At 44.2% G+C, this 21415-nt stretch carries 20 protein-coding genes and 1 tRNA gene; 1 reads left to right on the plus strand and 20 read right to left on the minus strand.

The window, feature by feature from the left end; translation table 11 throughout:
- Positions 1 to 55: 55 nt before the first annotated feature.
- The 16 genes from METTU_RS13705 to rlmE form a co-directional block, all read right to left on the minus strand.
- A complete protein-coding gene (locus tag METTU_RS13705; protein WP_006892314.1) occupies positions 56 to 475 on the minus strand; it encodes a response regulator in 420 nt (139 codons plus the stop codon).
- A gap of 9 nt (positions 476 to 484) precedes the next feature.
- Positions 485 to 1123, minus strand: a complete 639-nt coding sequence (gene cheD, locus METTU_RS13710; protein WP_006892315.1) for a chemoreceptor glutamine deamidase CheD — start codon at positions 1121 to 1123, stop codon at positions 485 to 487.
- 6 nt (positions 1124 to 1129) lie between these two features.
- Positions 1130 to 1969 carry a CheR family methyltransferase gene (locus METTU_RS13715; protein ID WP_006892316.1) on the minus strand — a complete coding sequence of 280 codons (840 nt, stop codon included), beginning with the start codon at positions 1967 to 1969 and terminating at the stop codon, positions 1130 to 1132.
- Positions 1970 to 1997: 28 nt separating this feature from the next.
- Positions 1998 to 2552, minus strand: a complete 555-nt coding sequence (locus tag METTU_RS21830) for an STAS domain-containing protein (RefSeq protein ID WP_006892317.1) — start codon at positions 2550 to 2552, stop codon at positions 1998 to 2000.
- Positions 2539 to 3306, minus strand: a complete 768-nt coding sequence (locus METTU_RS13725; protein ID WP_006892318.1) for a ParA family protein — start codon at positions 3304 to 3306, stop codon at positions 2539 to 2541. Before METTU_RS13725 ends, METTU_RS21830 begins: the two co-directional genes overlap by 14 nt.
- 3 nt (positions 3307 to 3309) lie before the next feature.
- A complete protein-coding gene (locus tag METTU_RS13730) occupies positions 3310 to 3801 on the minus strand; it encodes a chemotaxis protein CheW (RefSeq protein WP_006892319.1) in 492 nt (163 codons plus the stop codon).
- 46 nt (positions 3802 to 3847) lie between these two features.
- Positions 3848 to 6181 (minus strand): methyl-accepting chemotaxis protein, encoded by a 2334-nt coding sequence (locus tag METTU_RS13735; protein ID WP_006892320.1) that lies wholly within the window; start codon positions 6179 to 6181, stop codon positions 3848 to 3850.
- 60 nt (positions 6182 to 6241) lie between these two features.
- On the minus strand, positions 6242 to 6757 hold the full coding sequence (locus tag METTU_RS13740; RefSeq protein WP_006892321.1) for a chemotaxis protein CheW: 516 nt from the start codon (positions 6755 to 6757) through the stop codon (positions 6242 to 6244).
- A gap of 19 nt (positions 6758 to 6776) precedes the next feature.
- Complete coding sequence (locus METTU_RS13745; RefSeq protein WP_006892322.1) at positions 6777 to 8885, minus strand: chemotaxis protein CheA; 2109 nt, start codon at positions 8883 to 8885, stop codon at positions 6777 to 6779.
- Between the two features lie 191 nt (positions 8886 to 9076).
- A complete protein-coding gene (locus METTU_RS13750) occupies positions 9077 to 9439 on the minus strand; it encodes a response regulator (RefSeq protein WP_006892323.1) in 363 nt (120 codons plus the stop codon).
- A gap of 192 nt (positions 9440 to 9631) precedes the next feature.
- Positions 9632 to 9716, minus strand: a tRNA-Leu gene (locus METTU_RS13755).
- Positions 9717 to 9803: 87 nt separating this feature from the next.
- Positions 9804 to 10214 carry a preprotein translocase subunit SecG gene (gene secG, locus METTU_RS13760; RefSeq protein ID WP_006892324.1) on the minus strand — a complete coding sequence of 137 codons (411 nt, stop codon included), beginning with the start codon at positions 10212 to 10214 and terminating at the stop codon, positions 9804 to 9806.
- An 18-nt stretch (positions 10215 to 10232) separates the two neighbouring features.
- On the minus strand, positions 10233 to 10979 hold the full coding sequence (gene tpiA, locus METTU_RS13765; protein ID WP_006892325.1) for a triose-phosphate isomerase: 747 nt from the start codon (positions 10977 to 10979) through the stop codon (positions 10233 to 10235).
- A gap of 55 nt (positions 10980 to 11034) precedes the next feature.
- Complete coding sequence (gene glmM, locus METTU_RS13770) at positions 11035 to 12375, minus strand: phosphoglucosamine mutase (RefSeq protein WP_006892326.1); 1341 nt, start codon at positions 12373 to 12375, stop codon at positions 11035 to 11037.
- 127 nt (positions 12376 to 12502) lie between these two features.
- The gene (ftsH, locus tag METTU_RS13775) at positions 12503 to 14428 is read right to left on the minus strand and encodes an ATP-dependent zinc metalloprotease FtsH (protein WP_217182904.1); all 1926 of its coding nucleotides are present in this window, start codon (positions 14426 to 14428) and stop codon (positions 12503 to 12505) included.
- A gap of 172 nt (positions 14429 to 14600) precedes the next feature.
- Positions 14601 to 15218 carry a 23S rRNA (uridine(2552)-2'-O)-methyltransferase RlmE gene (rlmE, locus tag METTU_RS13780; protein WP_006892330.1) on the minus strand — a complete coding sequence of 206 codons (618 nt, stop codon included), beginning with the start codon at positions 15216 to 15218 and terminating at the stop codon, positions 14601 to 14603.
- A 48-nt stretch (positions 15219 to 15266) separates the two neighbouring features.
- On the opposite strand from rlmE, the gene yhbY reads away from it, so the two are divergent.
- Positions 15267 to 15533 (plus strand): ribosome assembly RNA-binding protein YhbY, encoded by a 267-nt coding sequence (gene yhbY / locus METTU_RS13785; RefSeq protein WP_006892331.1) that lies wholly within the window; start codon positions 15267 to 15269, stop codon positions 15531 to 15533.
- Between the two features lie 70 nt (positions 15534 to 15603).
- Here the strand turns inward: yhbY and greA are convergent, their stop codons facing one another.
- The 4 genes from greA to METTU_RS13805 all read right to left on the minus strand — a co-directional run bounded on the left by greA (position 15604) and on the right by METTU_RS13805 (position 21383).
- The gene (gene greA, locus METTU_RS13790; RefSeq protein ID WP_006892333.1) at positions 15604 to 16080 is read right to left on the minus strand and encodes a transcription elongation factor GreA; all 477 of its coding nucleotides are present in this window, start codon (positions 16078 to 16080) and stop codon (positions 15604 to 15606) included.
- An 86-nt stretch (positions 16081 to 16166) separates the two neighbouring features.
- Positions 16167 to 19385 carry a carbamoyl-phosphate synthase large subunit gene (gene carB, locus METTU_RS13795; protein WP_006892335.1) on the minus strand — a complete coding sequence of 1073 codons (3219 nt, stop codon included), beginning with the start codon at positions 19383 to 19385 and terminating at the stop codon, positions 16167 to 16169.
- Between the two features lie 140 nt (positions 19386 to 19525).
- Positions 19526 to 20656 (minus strand): glutamine-hydrolyzing carbamoyl-phosphate synthase small subunit, encoded by a 1131-nt coding sequence (gene carA, locus METTU_RS13800; protein ID WP_006892336.1) that lies wholly within the window; start codon positions 20654 to 20656, stop codon positions 19526 to 19528.
- Positions 20657 to 20849: 193 nt separating this feature from the next.
- Positions 20850 to 21383 (minus strand): hypothetical protein, encoded by a 534-nt coding sequence (locus tag METTU_RS13805; protein WP_006892338.1) that lies wholly within the window; start codon positions 21381 to 21383, stop codon positions 20850 to 20852.
- Between the last annotated feature and the right edge of the window lie 32 nt (positions 21384 to 21415).

The raw sequence follows: 21415 nt of genomic DNA on the forward strand, positions 1-21415 counted from the left end.
TTTTTCCGTGTAACACCCAGTGCGGCCACTTCAGAATTTCCGATTTTAAACTTCATTATTCAAGTCTTCTAATATTAGCCTGCGATGCTACTATTACCTTAGCGATTATGTCCTCGGCATAGTCATTCAATGTATTTTCTACATCCATTGTCGGTTTAGCTATAAAATCTACCGCTCCCAACTCCAGGGCAGTTAAAGTCACTTCAGCGTTACTTTCTGTGAGCGCTGAAATCATCACAACAGGCATGGGCCGGAGTCGCATCAAATTACGTAAAAAAGTTATTCCATCCATGCGCGGCATTTCAATATCCAAGGTCAATACATCCGGATTTAATTCCTTGATCATCTCTCTGGCAATAAGAGGATCTTCCGCAGTGCCAACTACTTCGATATCTGAAGAGGAATTTAAAATCTCGGTTAGTACCTTTCTGATTAACAATGAATCATCAATAATCAATACACGTATTTTGTTCATTGCATACTCTTAAAAAAGCTCAACATCACCTTCAACAGGTGCATTTTTAATATTGTTAAAATACTGTCGCTCTCTTTTTACAATTGTATCATTATGCAAATGCTCGATTTTCTTCATCCCGACTTTGCCTGTCCTAGGAAAATAAATTATTTTCCTAGGATAAATATCGCCTAAATCCTGAGATAATAGCGGCAACCCTTCTGTATCAATATATTCCAGGATAAAGTCAATATTTTTAAGACCGACATCAGTCAAGGTTGGAATGATTTTACCGCCGCCAAATACTTTAACTTCCAGGTTTTTTCTTTTGCCGCCATTCATCAAAATGGTATTAATTAAATGCTCCATGGCATAATTCCCGTAGCGGGTTGCGTTGCCGACAACCGCTTCATTGCCTTGTCTCAGTTTGTCGGCTGTGGTTTCCGGCAGCATAAAATGATTCATTCCACCTAATCCTGATACCTTGTCCCTAATACATGCCGATATACAAGACCCTAATACGGTTGTAATCAATTCATCATCTTGAGTTACGTAGTATTCACCGGGCAAAATCTTTGCGGCAATCACACCACGCTCTTTATCCATATACCTGTTAATGTGATCAAAACCGTCGATGGAAGGTAGACCAATCTCATTGCTAGCACTCATTAGTATTTACGTATTTTTCCTGTAACTGGTACATGCAACCAACTCGAATTCATTTGAAAGCTGGTTTAATGATTCTGAATGTCCGATAAATAACCATGATCCGCTAGACAACATTTGAGCATATCTTTGCGCAAGCAATGTCTTGGTTTCACGGTCAAAGTAAATAAGAACATTGCGACAAAAAATAAAGTCAAAATGGCATTTCATCGGCCAATCTTGCATCAAATTTAACTTTTTAAACTGAATAATTTGCTGTAATTGAGGCCTTACCTTTACTTGGCCGGACTGCGATGATTTACCGCGCATAAACCACCGTTTAAGTATCTCTTCTGATAAGTCACTGACACGATCTTCGGTGTAAATACCCTCCGATGCTGTTTGTAAAACATTAGTGTCCAAATCAGTTGCCAAGATCTTAATATCCCAGTCGGCGGGTACATTTTCCAACAAGGTAATCGCTAAGGAATAAGGCTCTTCACCAGTCGAGCAACCGGCGGACCACACCCTGATTTGCTTTGAGGTTTTATTCCTAATCAAGACTTCCGGAATAACAACATCACGGACATAGTCAAAATGATGCATTTCCCTAAAAAATGCGGTTAGATTGGTTGTTATGGCGTTGATAAATTCAGTAAACTCGTGATCCGGGTAATTCTTAAGATACTGGCAATACTCCTTAAAATCCGCTAGTCCGAGTTTCCTTACCCGCTTGGACAGCCTGGAATAGAACATATCAAATCTTTCATCAGGAACCTGGATACCTGAATGTTCATTGGACAATTTTCTTAAAAAATTAAAGTCATCCGCAGTGAATTTAAATTCGCGAACCTTCTCAACAATGGCCATCTTTAAACTATTTCCCGTCCGTCAAAAATCACGCGTCATGAACATCGAGTACATCCAACAAACCCAGCAACTGGGCAGACTCAACAAATCGTGGGGATGGATAAATAATGGTTACTTTCTTTTGCAACTTAACTGCACTTTTTTTCAATGAAACCAGCAATTGTAAAGTAGCTGTATCTATTGATGATACGTCGGATGCATTTATTTCGATTTCATCATGCATGGCCAATGAATTCTTCAGCTTTTCGTGTAACTTGACTACATTCTGAATAGTCAACGTAGCGTCTAAATCAATTTGAGAATCCTCCGTTTCCCCTGATACCGAATCATCGGCAGCTGCTTCCGGCGCGCGTGTATCCATGGCATAGTCGTCAGCCATTTCTTCTATCAAAGCACTAGCGCTTTCGTCCTCAATTTCATCTATTACTAATTCATTCTCTTTAGTTATATTTAAAATTGCACTTTCATCGCTATCCCCTATTAAATCATCCGTAACCAAATGCTCTTCATTTTTATCGGTATCCCCATCCATCCACGCTAGAGGATCGTATCCGATTAAATTATTTTCTTCACTTGTTGCCATACATCACCTTGCTTTCAAGAAAATCATGAGCAAGGCTACGAAAATCCCTTGCCGAACGACTTTTCGGACTATATTCTAAAATTGTTTTACCAAAGCTGGGACATTCTGCAAGCAATGCCGTTTCTCTAACGACTGTTGCTAATATTTGCTCAGGGAAATGCGTAAGTAAAACATTTAATACCTGACTCGATATTCTTCTATTGGGTGAATATCGCGACATCACCAATAATGTTTTATATTTCCGCTGCAAAGCCTTCTCAAACCTCTTAATCGTACCCATTAGATGGGATAACCCTTGCAAGGCAAGAAAATCACTGGCCATAGGAATTAAAATCTCGTCAGCTGCAATCAATGCATTCGCAACCAGCAATCCTGAAGAGGGTGGACAATCAATAAAAACAAAGTCCTGATCAGTAAGATTTCCATGCAAGGCATTTTTTAATAAAACACCGCGAGGTGAATTATTGCCGGTTAACTGCTCAATATCCTTAAGTTTTGATCCTGATGCAATTAATTGCAGATTATCCCTGACGGAAATGAGCTGCTGATGAACTTCTTTCTTTTTCAGCATAGCTTCATCAATACCGCCAATATCCTGCGCTGTAATACCTAAAGAAACGGCTAAATGGCCTTGTGGATCAAGATCGATAGCGGTAACTTTTGATCCCAATTCTGCAATCGCATGGCATAAATTTGCAGTCGTAGTCGTCTTGCCAACACCGCCTTTCTGATTAATTATTGCGACAATTCTCACCTGTCACACCAAACTTTCAATACCCTCAACCTCATCGGGATTGAGCAATTTATCAACGTCCAGCAGCATAATCATCTTTTTCTTATACACATGCATACCTCGCATGTAGCGCGTATCAATTTTTGAACCGAAGTTTGGGGCTTTTTTGATGTCTTCCAAATTAATATCCAGCACATCAGAAACCGCATCTGCCACTATGCCCATTACAAACTGGTTTGCGCCATGTTCAACGCAGAGCACAATAACTACCGTTTTTGGAGAATAATCGAAATGCTCCAGAGAAAATCGTTCCCGTAAATCGATGATAGGCACGACGGACCCGCGTAAATTCAACACGCCTTTAACAAAAGCCGGCGTATTCGGTATCACGCGAACAGCTTCCCAGCCACGAATCTCTTGTACTTTCAAAATCTCAACGCCATACGCTTCGCCTGCGAGTTGAAAGGTGAGAAATTGCTCTACCCGACTATTATTTGACTGCACATCTGTTGTCATTGTTATAGTTTCCTGTCGGTTATATAGTTTGCAGCTTTAAACATCATTAAAACTCTTCCCATTCGTCGTTGCTATCGCTTTTAGGCTTACTTGGTGATAAAACAGAAACTACAGGTTTTTTTACTGTTGCTCTTATTGGTGTTACAGGCGCCTTACTGTGCGCAACTTGCCTGGTCGCTGCAGAAATATTCTTTGAATTGACTCTAAAGAAACTAAGCAACTGGGTCATGTTGGTAGACTGCTCACTCATGGCAATGCTACCGGCAGCGGCCTGTTCGGCCAAAGCCGCATTTTGCTGAGTAATATCGTCCATTTGAGAAACCGCTTGATTGACTTGCTCAATACCTGCTGATTGCTCCGAACTGGCACTGGCAATGTGCGCAACGATGTCGCCAACTTTTGCAACACTATCGACAATTTCAGTTAACGCTGCACCTGTTTCATTAACGAATGCCGTTCCGGCACGCACTTTCTGTACACTGTTCTGGATCAGTTCATTACTTTGCTGTGCAGCGGTTGCACTGCGTTGGGCCAGATTACGAACCTCTGTTGCAACAACCGAGAATCCACGCCCCTGCTCTCCTGCCCTGGCCGCTTCTACAGATGCGTTTAATGCCAATAGATTAGTTTGGAATGCAATTTCATCAATGACACCAATAATTTCAGCGATTTTGTTACTGCTTTCATTAATTTCCTGCATTGCGGCGATAGCAGACTTAACTACGCCACCGCCTTTTTGAGCGAGTTGACTTGCTGAATTAACAACCTCAGTCGCTTGCACCGTATTCTGCGCATTATTTTTTACGGTACTGGCCAGCTCTTCCATACTGGCTGCCGTCTCTTCAAGACTGGCCGCTTGTTGCTCGGCTCGATGTGACAGGTTGTTATTACCACTGGCCATTTCTTGTGATGAACTATCTATAAAGTCAGCGGCATCCCTGATTTGAATGATAAATTCGCTGAGCTTTGCCAAGGTAGCATTAATATTATTCTTGCATTCAGCGTAAACACCTTGGTATTCATTAGTAATAGCGGTGGTTAAATCACCTTCAGCCATGTTTTCCATGACCCTGTTAACGTCGCCAAACACACTTTCTATAACATCCGTTAATTCATTGATGCCGGCAGACAGTGCTTTGGTAAATCCCTGCTTATCACTTAATTTTATGCGCGCACTCAAGTCACCGGCTTTAACACCCTGCACCAATTGATCGATTTCTTGCTCAATTAAAACTTCATGGGTTCTATCCTGCCATTCAGTCACATAACCAATACGCTCACCATCGCTATTAACGGGGCTAGCGATAAGACTCATATGCCGACCGCCAATGACCAGTTGCGATCTAAGTGATTCTTGTGATTTTTCCAATTTTCCACTTTTAATAGTAGCGTGATATAGATCAACATTTGACCCCATCAACTTATCGGCGGAAAAATCAGGTAACTGGCTGCGAATATCGCTTTCCGCTGTCTTGAACATTCTCTGAACGCTATCGTTCATGTAAATAATTTCAAAATTCTTATTCGCTACCATGACAGGAGACTGAACATTATCCAGAGCCTGCGTAATCCGTTTGGACTCTGAGAGGCCTTGCTTGTAATCGGCCAAATCTACACCCAGCTTGACTTCCATACAGTACAATCCACGCAAAAAATCGCCCAGTTGATCGTCCCGTTTCAAGTTCACCTTATTTCCGAAGCTTCCGCTGCTCAACCGGTAACAAATGGTGATTGCAGCTTCCAGCGTATCGGTTATTACCTTGGTCATATTGATACTGAGTGCCGATGCCGTCATAGCTAACAAGGCCACACCTGTTAACAAGACGTACTCCTGCGTCAAGAACAATCGATACATCAGAAAAAAGATAGGTGTCAAGAAAGCGGAAACTACAAAAGCATTCTTTTTCGCTATTGCAATTTCGCTAATTGATTTGAACATTGCAGTTAAACCGGTCGGCTTTAACCTTACTTCACCGGCACTGATTTTCTTGTATAACTGCTCAGTTGCCGGAATCACATCACGCTTCGGAGGGTGTCGAACAGAAAGGTATTCATAGACTTTTCCATCTTTAAACAACGGCATGGCATTTGCCTCGACCCAGTAATGGTCGCCGTTTTTACACCTATTCTTCACCAGTCCCTGCCAGGGTCTAAGCTGTTTTAAGGTTATCCATAAATCTTCATAGGCCTCAGCGGGCATATCGGGATGACGAACTATATTATGTTCCTGTCCCATCAACTCATCACGGGTAAATCCGCTGATTTCAACAAATGCATCATTGACGTAGGTAATACGTCCCATCAAATCGGTTCTTGAAACCAAAATGGTGCCTTTTTTCAGAATGACCTCATTATTAGTTAACGGCATATTAATTTTCACGTTACCTTACCTCTCACACCATGCCAAATACATTTACCCACACGGGGTGTTTGAAAATCATTAACTTTCATCCTGGTCAAGCTCTTCCAACTTCAGCAATTTGTCCACATCAAGCAGCATCACCATGCGTTCATTAACCGATACCAATCCGTTAATAAATTCATTGCTTACTTTAGTTCCAAAATCCGGAGCACTTTGAATTTCGGTTTTATCCACACTAATGACATCAGAGACCGAGTCGACAACAACGCCCATTATGCGTGTTTTGTTGCTATCGCCGGTTTGCAGTACGACAACTACCGTCAATGGTGTGTATTCGGCTTTACTCAAATTAAACCTTTCTCTCAAATCGAGAATCGGCACAATAGAACCGCGTAAATTAACAACACCTTTTTCATAGCAAGGAACATTAGGTATTCTGGAAACAGGCTCCCAACTTCGTATTTCCTGTACTCTAAGAATATCAACGCCATACTCTTCTTTACCTAAGGCAAAACTCAGATATTGCACAGCGTTATCCAGGTTTCTACTATAGTGATATTGATCTATATCTTTATTTTCAGCTTCTTGTGCCATATCTGCTTTTATCTATATATTAGCGAATTGAAAAACGCACTAAACCTGGAACATCTAGAATCAGCGCAACAGAACCATCACCCAAAATAGTTGCACCTGAAACACCTTCCACCCGCCGGTAATTTGCTTCCAATGATTTAATAACAACCTGTTGTTGGCCCAATAACTCATCTACGAGCAAACAACACAGCTCACCCTGCCCCTCGACGACCACAAGGACACCCTCTTTCGACTTGGTCGGATTGCCGGAATGGACATTAAAAATACTGCGCATTCTAATAACGGGTAAATATTCATTGCGTAGGCGAAAAGTTTCCCCTTTACCGGCAACCTTGTTCAGCATTCTTTCCGTAATATTAATTGATTCGATAATAGAAACTAACGGCACAATGTAGGTCTCATCACCGACGGCGACAGACTGACCGTCAAGAATTGCCAACGTTAACGGCAAATGGATTGCTATGGTCGTTCCTTTACCCAGCTCTGAAATAATTTCTATGTTGCCGCCTAATGACTGGATATTCCTTCTCACGACATCCATACCCACACCGCGACCGGAAATATCAGTGAGCTGTTCAGCCGTAGAAAAACCCGGCATAAAGATCAATTCAAATATCTGTTTTTCGGTAAGAAGATTATTTTCTTCAATCAATCCTTTTTCTATGGCCTTTGCTAGCAATTTGTCTTTATCTAATCCGCGACCATCGTCAATAATTTCTATGACGATGTGCCCACCGCGGTGATACGCCTTCAGCTCTATGGTTCCTGTTTCAGGCTTACCTGCTGCAACCCTGTCCGCCGGCATTTCTATACCATGATCCAGACTATTCCTAATTAAATGAACCAGCGGATCATTGATCAGTTCAACAACGGCCTTATCAACTTCGGTATTTTCCCCGACCAGTTTCAGCACAATTTTTTTATCTAATTTACTGCTAATATCATGCACTAAACGTGGAAAACGGCTAAACACAAAACTAATAGGCAGCATCCGAATATTCATGACGCTTTGTTGTAAATCCCGGGTATGCCGTTCTAATTGAGCAAGACCTCTTTTAAGTTGCCCCACCTTATCCATGCTAAAGTTCTCGCCAACTAAACCCAGCATAGATTGTGTAATCACAACCTCACCAACCATATTGATTAAAGTATCAATCTTGTCAGTATCTACTCGAATCGAACTGGCTTTTGCCGTGGTTTTTGCCGCTTCATTGTCAGAATCTTGAGAATCAGGCTTTTTGGTTTCTGTAACCGGCTTAGGTTTGACCTCAACGGATTTTGGGGCAGGATTATTAGGTATGATTACCGGGGTAGGTTCAGGATCGATTTTTTTTACAACGGGGGGTAATTTTACGGCTTTGGCAAGGGGCTGAATTTCCATTTCACAGTCGCCTTCAACCCAATTAAATATTTCCCTGATTTCATCGCCGGAAATATCCCCAACAACTTTTAAATCCCAAGAAATATTGCATTCCTCTGGATCTAATTCATAAAAACCGGGAACATCCTGAATATTAACAGTGGTTGTCAATTCACCGAGTTCATTCAACTCTCGAAAGAGTCGGACCGGATCATTACCGGTTTTAAGCAAATCCAAATAAGGGCAAAAAGCTATTTTCCAGCCCTGCTCTTCTAATTCAACGGATTCTTCTTCATCAACATCAGGAGCATCATTGAAGGAAACCTCTTCACTTGTGAATTCCTGTTCAACAGGAAGCGCTGGCTCTTCTGCCACCGAACCACCATTAAGCACAACTTCCAATGCTGTTTTGTGTTTTTCTACACTGGCATTATTAACATTCTGTTCATTCTGTATCGCAGTCAACATCTCTCTGAGACAATCAACGGATCCAAGTAAAACGTCTACTGCAGGTTGGGTTACCTTTCTACGCCCGTCTCGCATTTCATCAAGCAGGGTTTCCATAATATGAGTGTATTCAGCAACAACAGTAAAACCAAAAGTTCCACTGCCGCCTTTTATCGAATGGGCTCCCCTGAAAATGGTATTGATTATTTCTGAATCAATATCCCCCATATCGAGCGTTAACAATCCTGACTCCATTGCTTCCAGTCCTTCGAAACATTCTTCAAAAAAGACCTGATGGAATTGTGACATATCAATAGACATAGACTTACCTGTGTGCGCCTAAATTCATTTAAACAAGATTAACCCGAAAACTTTCTTTATTGATCCTTGTCTGGATAAACACCTAAAGCATTCATCTAAACATTCAGAATAAAGCCGCATGGGACTGAAATATATCAATAGGCATAGGCTTTCCTGCATGCGATTAACACACTTAGGCACGATAGCATCAACTAACCCAAAACTTTTAGTAATGTTTTTAATAATTGATCAGGATTGAAAGGTTTAACCATCCACCCTGTTGCACCAGCAGCTTTACCTTCTTGCTTTTTTTCGATTCCTGACTCTGTCGTCAGCATCAGCATGGGAATAAATTTATAATCTGGGAGTGCCCGTAAATCTCTAATTAAAGTAATCCCGTCTTTATTTGGCATGTTGACATCAGTTACTACACAATCAAATTTCCTGGCTTGCGCTTTTTCTAAAGCATCAACTCCATCTACTGCTTCTTCGACATCGTATCCAGCAGCCCTTAAAGTAAATGAAACCATTTTTCTCATTGAAGCTGAATCGTCAACTGCAAGAATACTTGCCATTGTTTTCTCCATTAATCTCTAATTTTCAAAGCAAAACCCCGTACGAATATACAGCGCCCTACATTTAACTGACTAAGTATAGCCTAATTATTTTTCTGTATCGCACTTCTAATCTAGAAACTTATTTCTGCATTTTCATTGCAGCAAACAAAAAAACACCCCACTAGAGAAAATCCCTAGCAGGGTATATATTGGTGCCGATGGCCGGATTTGAACCGGCACAACTTTCGTCACCACCCCCTCAAGATGGCGTGTCTACCAATTTCACCACATCGGCTAAAACATGATTGCAAAGATACTATTTAATACACACTATTTTAATTATTTTCTACAGTGTATTTACTTGCGTCATAAACAATATTTATTACTTTTCTTCAACTGCCTGTTCAGCTCCGGTAACCGCCGGAGCAGCAACAGGCACTTCTTCAGACTTCGGGTCAGTCACTGGGGCAGCGCTGCCAGATCCTTTTGCGCCACTCACATCAGGAATGCCAAGCGTATCCTGTTCAACCTTGGGGGCGTTCATTAAGTCGTAAGCCGCACCCTGCTTACCGTTTAACACTGCAAGCCCCAAGCTGGTCATAAAAAACAAAGTTGCCAGAATTGCTGTGGCTCTAGACAAGAAAGACGCCGCCCCCTGAGCACCAAAAACAGACCCTGAAGATCCTGTGCCAAAAGCTGCGCCTGCGTCAGCTCCTTTGCCTTGCTGCATTAATACTAATCCAACAACCCCTAAACCCAACAGCACATGAACAACAATAATTACCTGATACATAATAAAGTCTAAACTACTCTAAATTGAATGATAAATCTTTAAAAAGGATTCCGCATCCAACGAAGCCCCACCAATTAAACCGCCGTCAATATCCGGCATAGCAAACAAGCCTTTTGCATTATCCGGTTTAGCACTACCGCCGTATAAAATTTGTATTTTATCGGCAATAGCCTGATCTTTAGCAGCAATGTACTGTCTTATGTACTGATGAACTTCCTGAGCCTGCTCATCAGTCGCTGTTTTTCCTGTCCCTATGGCCCAAACCGGTTCATAGGCAATCACTGCCGCACTAAAAGCAGCTATACCAGCCAAATTAATAACCGCATCAAGCTGTGTATTAATAACCGCAAAAGTCTGATCTTGTTCGCGTTGTTCCAGCGTTTCACCTACGCACAGAACGGGAATAATGTTTTGCTCTTGCGCCTGACAAAAACGGGCGGCTACCGATTCATCGGTATCGCCGTAATAACTGCGTCTTTCAGAGTGTCCTACAAGAGCATATTTGCAATCAAATTCACTTAGCATCGCCGCCGAAACTTCCCCAGTATAAGCACCTGAAGATTTATCCGCAACGTTTTGCGCGCCCAACGCCAATGAGGTATTTTTAACTAATTCACTAACTCGGGGTAAATGCACATAAGGTACACATATTGCGATATCCGCACTATTACCCCCTAATCCGGCAATAATACCTTTTGCAAGCAACTCAGCACTGGCGAGAGTTCCATTCATCTTCCAATTTCCTACAACTAGAGACCGACGCATCACTACTCCTCACATAGAATCAAACCATCTATGATATATATTAATAGCGTTCAATTCAAGCTCCCATTGCCTTCTTAACATCATCAGCTATTTGATGCGCGTAATTTTTAACCAACTCTGCCTGTTGACCTTCCACCATTACCCGAATTAATGGCTCTGTTCCCGAAGCTCTAAGCAATACCCGGCCATTATCTCCCAGCTTCTTCTCGATAGCTTTCACCGCTTTTTGTATGCTCTCATTCTCATCCGGATTTATTTTCTTATCAGTTTTGACGTTTACCAAAACTTGCGGGTATTTTTGCATCCCGGATTTCAATTCATGTAAATTCTTACCACTGCTTTGCATTTCCGCCATAATCTGCAAGGCAGCAATAATGCCATCACCCGTTGTTGTTCTATCAAGACAAATGATATGACCGGAATTTTCGCCACCTAAAATCCCTTGGTGTTCTGTCAGCATTTCCATGACGTACCGGTCGCCCACATTAGCCCTAAGCAGATTGAGCCCCAACTTCTTCAAGCCATGCTCCATACCCAAATTTGTCATTAAAGTACCTACAACAGGCCCGGACATTAATCCTGCATCCAATCTTGCCTTGGCAATAATATAAATAAGCTCGTCGCCATCAACTATTTCGCCTTTGTGATCGACCATCACCAATCGGTCGCCATCACCGTCCAAGGCAATACCTAAATCGGCACGATAAGATAAAACTGTTGCGGCTAATTTTTCCGGCTTAGTTGCACCACACTCATCATTAATATTAAGTCCGTCCGGCTCCGCCCCAATCGTAACGACCTCCGCACCTACTTCGCTAAATACATGCGGCGCTATATGGTAAGTCGCCCCATGAGCGCAATCGATTATGATCCTCATACCGCTAAAATCAAGCCGAGTCGGCACGCTGGCCTTGCAAAACTCAATATAACGGCCAGGAGCATCAACCAACCGTTTCGCCTTACCCAGCTTTGACGACTCTACCGTTGTCATCGGCGAATCAATATACTCTTCTATTTTTTGTTCTATTTCATCCGGTAATTTCGTTCCCTGGACCGAGAAAAACTTAACGCCATTATCATAATAGGGATTATGAGAGGCGCTAATGACAATACCGGCCTGTGCCCTTAAAGTACGCGTTAAATAGGCTATTCCCGGCGTCGGCATAGGCCCTAACAAGCGCGTATCGACGCCCGCAGCGGTCAACCCTGCCTCTAATGCAGATTCAAACATATAGCCCGAAATGCGCGTGTCTTTACCAACCAGGACAAAACCATGTCCTTCATTCGCAAACACTCGCCCAGCGGCCCAACCCAGCTTCAAGAAAAAATCCGCTGTTATTGGATGTTCACCCACCTTTCCTCTGATACCATCAGTTCCAAAGTATTTTTTTATCATAGCTCTAAAATCTAAAAACAGGTAAAAGGCTAAAGATAACAGCTTACTGTTTCCGCCTGACCTTTATAAATTACATAAAAAAAGGAGAGACATTACGCCTCTCCTTTAGTGTCAATTCAGGGAGCCCTCAGCTTTGCTCTGCAGTCCCGCCAATTGATTTTTCATTTTTTATATCATCCTTGCTCTTAACATCATCTGTTATGACATCACCATGAGAAGATGGGGGCTTATCATCCCAACCTTGCGGAGTCCTTACCGGTTTACGAGCCATCAAATCCTCAATTTGATATTTGTCGATAGTCTCATACTTCATCAAGGCCTCCGCCATAGCATGAAGAATATCTATGTTCTCTTTCAGAATTGTTTCGGCACGCTCATAATTCCGGTCAATAAAAGAGCGAATCTCTTCATCAATGGTATGAGAAGTCTCCTCGGCAACCGTTTTATGTTGCGTTACCGACCGTCCCAGGAAGACTTCACCTTCTTCTTCACTGTATGACAATGGCCCAAGACGCTGAGAAAAACCCCATTTAGTCACCATGTTTCTGGCCAACTCGGTAGCACGCTCAATATCGTTAGATGCGCCAGTACTCACTTGTTCCCGACCAAAAACCACTTCCTCGGCAATACGTCCGCCGTACAAACTGGAAATCATACTATCCAATTTTTGTTTGCTGGCACTGTACTGATCTCGCTCAGGCAAAAACATGGTAATACCCAGCGCACGGCCTCTAGGCATAATGCTAACTTTGTAGACAGGATCATGTTCAGGGACCAGCTTACCGACAATTGCATGCCCTGCTTCATGATAAGCAGTCATTTTCTTTTCTTTCTCATTCATGACCATAGAGGTTCTTTCAACCCCCATGATCAATTTGTCCTTGGCTTTTTCAAGATCCGACATATTAACCACACGCTTATTCATTCTTGCGGCGAATAAAGCGGCTTCATTAATTAAATTAGCCAAATCGGCTCCGGAAAAACCCGGTGTACCTTGCGCTATATACTTAACCTCAACATCATCGGCAATCGGCACTTTTTTAATATGCACAGCAAGAATCTGCTCACGCCCCCTGACATCCGGCAGGCCTACCGTTACCTGACGATCAAACCGACCTGGACGCAATAAAGCCTTATCCAATACATCGGGGCGGTTTGTTGCAGCGATAACGATAATACCTTCGTTACCCTCAAAGCCATCCATCTCAACCAACAATTGGTTTAATGTCTGCTCACGCTCATCATTACCGCCACCCAAACCGGCGCCGCGCTGACGACCCACTGCATCAATTTCATCTATAAAAATAATGCAAGGCGCGTGTTTTTTAGCTTGCTCAAACATGTCACGCACACGGGACGCGCCCACACCGACAAACATTTCAACGAAATCCGAACCGGAAATGGTGAAGAACGGCACTTTGGCCTCACCGGCAATAGCTCGGGCCAGCAAGGTTTTTCCTGTTCCCGGAGGACCGATCATCAACGCGCCGCGAGGGATTTTACCGCCTAATTTTTGGTATTTTGCCGGATCTTTAAGGAAATCGACCATTTCGACGACTTCTTCTTTAGCTTCGTCACAGCCAGCCACATCAGCAAAAGTCACCTTAATCTGGTCTTCTTCGAGCATTCGGGCTTTGCTTTTACCAAAATTCATTGCGCCGCGACCGCCACCGCCGCCGCCTTGCATTTGCCGCATGAAGAAAACCCACACAGCAATAAGCAACAACATCGGCCCAAAAGAAACCAGCAACTGCATTAACATAGACGGCTGCTCGGGCGGAACGGCCTTGATTTCGACGCCATTTGCCAGCAAATCGTCTACTAAATGGGGATCTGAAGGTGCGTAGGTTTTAAATATCTGACCACCCTGCATCTTGCCTTTGATGATATTGTCTTCAATCATCACCTGCTGAACCTGGCCTGCTTTTACCGACTCGATAAATTGCGAATAAGACATCGAAGAATCAGTCCTATCATTTTGCGGACCGAAATTATTAAAGACCGACATCAATACCACTGCAATGACGACCCATAGGATTATATTTTTCATCATATCGTTCAATTTACACACCCTGGGCCTGAACGGCTCTCGATTTAAAAACTAAGTAATTATATCAGGAGTTAACTTTCCTGACTGTCGTTATTTATCTGGATCACCCGTACATGAAAAATACGACTTCATCATACCTGGCACCTCGTTTCACTGATATTAGGGCCACATAAGATTATTTAAAGCCTTTAGCTAAAATATAAACTTCATTACTTCGCGGTCTTGACGCTTTTGGCTTTCTGATAATCACTTTTGTAAAAGACTGCTGAACTTCCTTATGAAAATCCTCAAAACCCGCCCCGTGAAATAGTTTAACCAGAAAAACCCCATCTTTTGCCAACACAGTCTTGGCCGTCTCCAATGCCAACTCTCCCAAATAAATTGATCGAGGTTGGTCTACGCCCTTATTGCCGCTCATATTGGGCGCCATATCCGACATCACCAGATTAATCGGAGCCCCGTCAAGAACAGCGTACAATTGATCCAGAACGGCTTGTTCACGAAAATCGCCCTGAATAAAATCAACACCCTCCAGTGGATCCATCGCTAAAATATCCAAAGCAATAATTTTGTCTTTTTTCCCGACAATCTGCCGTGCAAACTGAGACCATCCCCCGGGAGCCGCGCCCAAATCAATAATATTCATCCCCGGCTTAATAAGCTGATCTTTATCCTGAATTTCTTTCAATTTAAAAACCGCACGCGAACGATAACCCTGAGCTTGCGCCATTTTGACGTATTCGTCCTCAAAATGCTCCTGCATCCAACGACTACTGCTTTTACTTCGTCCCATAACTGTATTTTAGTGTAAAATTTAGGATTTTGATTTAGGAATTAAAGAGTGAACTCTGCAGACAAGAAAAAACTCCGGGCTCAAGCGCACAGCTTAAAGCCTGTCATTATGATTGGCCAATCAGGACTTACAGCCGCCGTGCTGGCAGAGATTGAATTGGCACTTAACAGCCACGAACTGATTAAAGTGCGAATACGCGCTGAAAGGGAAGATCGTAAGCTGATCAGCGAGAAAATCTGCGCTGATACCGGAGCAGAGCTCATTCAGAGTATTGGGCAAATTGCAGTTATTTACAGATTAAACCCTGATAAATAAACAAGGCCAAAGATACAAGGCGAAAGGCAAAAGGGAATAAACACGCCTCCTTTAGCCTTTCGCCTTTAACTTAAATATATTCAATCGAAATAATTTCATAATCGACATTGCCGCCCGGCGCTTTAACCGTAACAACATCTTCAACCTCTTTGCCGATCAAAGCCCTGGCAATTGGCGAGCCGATTGAAATGCGACCTTCCTTGATATTGGCCTCATCTTCGCCAACAATCTGATACGTCACCTTTCTCTCGGATTCAATATCTTCTATTTCCACTGTCGCGCCAAACACCACCTTCCCATTGGCATCCACCTTGGTAATGTCAATAATTTGCGCATTAGAAAGTTTACCTTCAATTTCAGAAATACGTCCTTCGGCAAAGCTTTGTTGCTCTTTCGCAGCATGATATTCGGCGTTTTCTTTCAAATCGCCGTGCGCTCTAGCCGTAGCAATCGATGCAACGATACGCGGACGCACAACCGACTTTAATTCTTCCAATTCGGCACGTAATTTTTCCGCACCTTTGACGGTGAGAGGTACTTTATTCATTTTAAAACTCCAATAATTATTTTTTAGGCGAAAGGCTAAGGGCAAACAGCGAAAGTCGCCGCTCTTTTAGCCTTTAGTCTTTTGCCTCAAACCAGACTCTTATGCAGATCCTGTAAGCAATTCACATCGCCTGCATCCAATTCACCCAGCGCGTAACAGGCCGCTCTTGCTCCGGCCATGGTCGTGTAATAAGTTACGCGGTGCTGCAGGGCTTCTCTGCGCATGGTAAATGAATCCGAAATTGCTTTCTTGCCTTCCGTCGTATTAATAATCAGCTGAATCTGATCGTTTTTAATCATATCAACCGTGTTAGGGCGACCTTCGTTAACCTTATAAACCACTTCACAAGGAATACCTGCGTCTTTAAGAAACTTTGCCGTCCCACCGGTAGCAACAATTTCATACTTCTTATCGACCAGCATTCTGGCAACATCAGGCGCTTTTGCTTTATCCGCATCGCGAATACTGATCAGCACTTTGCCGCTATGATTCAAGTTGACACCGGCAGCACGCTGAGATTTAGCAAAAGCTTCACCGAAAGTTTTGCCCACCCCCATCACTTCACCGGTCGACTTCATTTCAGGCCCCAATAAAGGGTCAACGCCTGGAAACTTAACAAACGGAAACACCGCTTCTTTAACCGAATAATAATCAGGAATGCGCTCTTTGGTAATGCCTTGTTGTGCCAAAGTTTGTCCGACCATGCAACGCGCCGCAATTTTAGCCAGCGCATAACCGGTCGCCTTGGATACAAAAGGTGCGGTACGCGAAGCCCGTGGATTAACTTCAAGCACGTAAATATCTTCGCCCTGAATAGCAAACTGGGTATTCATCAAACCCACAACGCCCAACGCTTCGGCCATCTTGGTCACTTGCTCACGCAATTTATCCTGAAGCTCCGGCGCTAATTCATACGGAGGCAGCGAACACGCAGAGTCTCCCGAATGCACACCCGCCTGTTCGATGTGCTCCATCAAACCGCCGATCAACACTTGCTCCCCGTCATAAATGGCGTCAACATCCATTTCGACAGCATCGTCAAGGAAACGATCCAGCAATACCGGCGAATCATTGGAAACGCTGACCGCTTCTTTCATATAACGCTGCAAACCCTCTTCATTGAAGACGATTTCCATAGCCCGACCGCCTAAAACATAAGAAGGCCGAACGACTAAAGGATAACCCAATTCTTTTGCCGCATTAATCGCCTGTTCGACAGAACGGGCCGTTGCATTGGGCGGCTGTTTTAAATTTAGTCTTTCCAGCAACTTCTGGAAACGCTCACGGTCTTCAGCCAAATCAATCGAATCCGGCGATGTACCGATAATGGGCACGCCCGCCGCTTCCAATGCGCGCGCCAGTTTCAACGGCGTTTGGCCGCCATATTGCACGATCACGCCTTTGGGTTGTTCAATATGAACAATTTCCAACACATCTTCCAGCGTTAACGACTCAAAATACAACCGGTCCGAGGTATCGAAATCGGTAGAAACCGTTTCAGGATTGCAATTGATCATGATGGTTTCATAGCCGTCTTCTCGCAATGCCAACGCGGCATGTACGCAGCAGTAATCGAACTCAATCCCCTGCCCGATACGGTTAGGCCCGCCACCGAGAATAATGATTTTTTCCCTGTCGGAAACCCGCGCTTCGCATTCCTGTTCGTAAGTCGAATACAAGTAAGCCGTGTCGGACGAAAACTCGGCGGCACAGGAATCTATGCGTTTATAAACCGGGCGAATGTTCTGTTTATGCCGTACATTGCGGACTTCAGACTCGGACGTATCCAGCAATTTGGCCAGACGTATATCGGAAAAACCCTTGCGTTTTAATTTATATAGCTCACCTTCTTTCAAGGTCGATAGGGTTTTAGTCGACAATGACTTTTCAGTAATGACCAAATCTTCAACCTGCGCCAAAAACCAGGGATCGATTTTACTGGCCTCATGCACGTCTTCCAGACTCATGCCGCTACGGAACGCATCGGCGACATAAAGCAAACGATCCGGTCCCGGATGGCGCATTTCGCGCTGCATTTTTTCCCGCGCGTCTTCCCGGTTCAAATCGATAATTTCATCGAGACCGCTGATGCCGATTTCCAAGCCGCGCAGGGCTTTTTGCAGTGATTCCTGAAAAGTACGGCCGATAGCCATGACTTCACCCACAGACTTCATCTGCGTGGTCAAACGGTCATCCGCTTGCGGGAATTTTTCAAAGGTAAAACGCGGTACCTTGGTGACTACGTAATCAATAGTCGGCTCAAACGATGCCGGTGTTGCGCCGCCGGTAATCTCGTTTTTCAATTCATCCAGCGTGTAACCTACTGCCAGTTTTGCCGCCACTTTAGCAATCGGGAAACCGGTTGCCTTGGACGCCAACGCAGACGAACGCGATACGCGCGGATTCATCTCGATAACGATCATCCGTCCGTCTTTCGGGTTAATGGCGACCTGCACGTTGGAACCGCCGGTATCGACGCCGATCTCGCGCAACACCGCCAGAGAGACGTTACGCAGGATCTGATACTCCTTATCGGTCAAGGTTTGCGCGGGCGCTACGGTGATCGAATCGCCGGTATGCACGCCCATCGGGTCGAAGTTTTCAATCGAACAGACGATGATGCAGTTGTCCTTGGAATCTCGCACCACTTCCATTTCGTATTCTTTCCAGCCCAGCACCGATTCTTCAATCAATAACTCGTTGGTTGGCGACAAATACAGGCCGCGCTCGCAGATTTCAACAAACTCTTCTTTGTTATACGCGATGCCGCCGCCGCTGCCGCCCATCGTAAATGAAGGACGGATAACGGTCGGATAACCCACTTCCTGCTGCGCAGCCAAAGCCTCTTCCATGGAATGTGCGGTTTTCGACTTTGCCACTTCATAACCGATTTTGCGCATCGCCTGATTGAACAGCTCACGGTCTTCGGCCTTGTTAATCGCCTCTTTGGTAGCGCCGATCATCTCAACGCCGTACTTTTCCAAAACACCGTTGGCGTCAAGGTCAAGCGCGCAATTCAACGCAGTTTGTCCGCCCATCGTCGGTAATATGGCATCGGGGCGTTCTTTAGCGATGATTTTTTCTACGGTTTGCCAGTCGATAGGCTCGATATAGGTCGCATCGGCCATATCCGGATCGGTCATAATCGTTGCCGGATTGGAATTTACCAGAATAACGCGATAGCCCTCTTCCCGCAGTGCTTTACAGGCTTGCGTGCCGGAATAATCAAACTCACAGGCTTGACCAATAACAATGGGGCCCGCCCCCAGTAATAAAATCGATTTTATGTCGGTTCTTTTTGGCATGTTGTATGCGTTACCATTTATATTGCTGTTAGTTATGTAGGCTGGGTAGCGTAACCCACGATTGTCGGGTTACGCTACGCTCGGTAATTGCTCCTGCATTACTCTACCTCCTGCATCCATGCAGTCGTAACCCGACCTACTTATTTGTTTACTTGTTCCATCATCTCGATGAAATCATCGAATAAAGCCTCCACATCATGAGGACCGGGACTTGCTTCCGGGTGCCCCTGAAAACTCATCGCAGGACAATCCGTCCGCTTGATGCCCTGCAAGCTGCCGTCGAATAATGAACGATAAGTCGCTACGACATTGTCAGGCAGACTAGCTTCATTAGCCGCAAACCCGTGATTCTGGCTGCTGATCATAACCCGGCCCGTAGCTATTTCCTGAACCGGATGATTGGCGCCATGATGGCCGAATTTCATTTTTTCAGTTTTCGCGCCGCTGGCCAAAGCCAATAACTGATGTCCCAAGCAAATACCGAATACCGGGATTTTCTTTTCCAGAATGGTTTTAATGGCCTCAATGGCATAAGTACACGGCTCAGGATCGCCGGGGCCATTGGACAGGAAAACCCCGTCAGGATTCATTGCCAGTACTGTTTCAGCCGGTGTTGTTGCAGGAACAACCGTGACACGGCAACCGCGATTAGCCAGTAACCTAAGAATGTTGCGTTTAACGCCAAAATCATAAGCCACAACGTGCTTGGTCAAATTTTCAGCTTGCGTATGTCCATTTTGCAAATGCCAGATATTTTCAGTCCATTCATAAGGCCGATCGACCGTGACTTCCTTAGCCAGATCCATCCCCTTTAACCCTGGAAAGCCTTCAATCGCTTTCTTTGCCGCGTCCACATCAACCGACTCACCCGCCATAATGCAGCCGCGCTGTGCGCCCTTGTCACGCAAAAGACGAGTTAATTGTCGGGTATCAATATCGGCAATAGCGACGACGTTATTATCAAGCAAATATTGCTGCAAGGTTTTAGTGCTGCGCCAGTTACTGGCCAACAACGGCAAATCCCTGATCACCAAGCCACTGGCAAAAACGCCGACAGACTCATCATCTTCGTCCGTCGTACCGACATTACCAATGTGAGGATAGGTTAATGTCACAATTTGTCGGGCATAAGAAGGATCACTGAGAATTTCCTGATACCCGGTCATAGCCGTATTAAAAACAACCTCACCCACGGAACACCCATCTGCACCTATGGCTACACCGTTAAAAACCGTCCCATCTTCCAAAACCAATAAAGCAGACCTAGTCAAACACGTCACCTCAAATGTGCAAAACGGGATGAACCCTTACGGACTCATCCCGTTGTAAAAAAACAAAACTGAGGTAATTTTACGAGATTATACTGCTTCGGTCATTAACAATTTTTTAAACCCGCTGATATCCTGCATATTATAAAGCCCATTTTGCGCTGGATTAAATTGATGCGGATCAACCCAGCCACAGCTAAACCAGAGAAGACAAAGAAGAGATTTTTTGCTCAACGCCGATAATAGCCCGATTCAAAATACCCAGATTTTTTTCTTCAATGATTTGCATACCCATCACATAAAAAATGGGCATCCATAGCGGATTAATCAGGATTCCGCCCAACGCACTTTTCCATGTTCGTTTCAGGTTTTTTAAAGGATTAAACGACTCCGCCAAAGAATGCATCGGATAGTCGGCAAAAACAGCAGCAATCGGATACAGGATGATCTTTTCATGCCCCTCAAGCTGAGCCATGGATTCCAGGAGTTTCCGCTCCATGTTGTGATAATTGATCCGGGCAAAGCCCGCCGAAATAGCGAAAGTAAGCGCCACCAGAGGCAGCAGAATGCTCGGCGGCGCGACAGGTGCGAAAGTGGAAGACAACATAACGATACCAAGCCCCAACATCAGGGCATCTTCGCCCCGCTCCACATCGCGATCGATGCCTTTAATAATGGAGGAAACAGCGTTGTCAAACTGGCCTTTTAAATAATCTTTTTTTTGTGCCATGGTATTCTCCTTATGGATAGTGCTTAAAGCAC

This window comes from Methylobacter tundripaludum SV96 (assembly GCF_000190755.2).
GTDB classification, from domain to species: domain Bacteria; phylum Pseudomonadota; class Gammaproteobacteria; order Methylococcales; family Methylomonadaceae; genus Methylobacter_A; species Methylobacter_A tundripaludum.

Bases quoted from the DNA above. Each gene is read 5' to 3' on its own strand.
- METTU_RS13805 (WP_006892338.1), bottom strand. From the start codon at position 21,383: ATGGCACAAAAAAAAGATTATTTAAAAGGCCAGTTTGACAACGCTGTT.
- tpiA (WP_006892325.1), bottom strand. From the start codon at position 10,979: ATGCGTCGGTCTCTAGTTGTAGGAAATTGGAAGATGAATGGAACTCTC.
- secG (WP_006892324.1), bottom strand. From the start codon at position 10,214: ATGTATCAGGTAATTATTGTTGTTCATGTGCTGTTGGGTTTAGGGGTT.
- METTU_RS13740 (WP_006892321.1), bottom strand. From the start codon at position 6,757: ATGGCACAAGAAGCTGAAAATAAAGATATAGATCAATATCACTATAGT.
- cheD (WP_006892315.1), bottom strand. From the start codon at position 1,123: ATGAGTGCTAGCAATGAGATTGGTCTACCTTCCATCGACGGTTTTGAT.
- METTU_RS21830 (WP_006892317.1), bottom strand. From the start codon at position 2,552: ATGGCAACAAGTGAAGAAAATAATTTAATCGGATACGATCCTCTAGCG.
- glmM (WP_006892326.1), bottom strand. From the start codon at position 12,375: ATGATAAAAAAATACTTTGGAACTGATGGTATCAGAGGAAAGGTGGGT.
- METTU_RS13730 (WP_006892319.1), bottom strand. From the start codon at position 3,801: ATGACAACAGATGTGCAGTCAAATAATAGTCGGGTAGAGCAATTTCTC.
- carB (WP_006892335.1), bottom strand. From the start codon at position 19,385: ATGCCAAAAAGAACCGACATAAAATCGATTTTATTACTGGGGGCGGGC.
- METTU_RS13745 (WP_006892322.1), bottom strand. From the start codon at position 8,885: ATGTCTATTGATATGTCACAATTCCATCAGGTCTTTTTTGAAGAATGT.
- rlmE (WP_006892330.1), bottom strand. From the start codon at position 15,218: ATGGGACGAAGTAAAAGCAGTAGTCGTTGGATGCAGGAGCATTTTGAG.
- METTU_RS13750 (WP_006892323.1), bottom strand. From the start codon at position 9,439: ATGGCAAGTATTCTTGCAGTTGACGATTCAGCTTCAATGAGAAAAATG.
- METTU_RS13705 (WP_006892314.1), bottom strand. From the start codon at position 475: ATGAACAAAATACGTGTATTGATTATTGATGATTCATTGTTAATCAGA.
- METTU_RS13715 (WP_006892316.1), bottom strand. From the start codon at position 1,969: ATGGCCATTGTTGAGAAGGTTCGCGAATTTAAATTCACTGCGGATGAC.
- ftsH (WP_217182904.1), bottom strand. From the start codon at position 14,428: ATGATGAAAAATATAATCCTATGGGTCGTCATTGCAGTGGTATTGATG.
- greA (WP_006892333.1), bottom strand. From the start codon at position 16,080: ATGAATAAAGTACCTCTCACCGTCAAAGGTGCGGAAAAATTACGTGCC.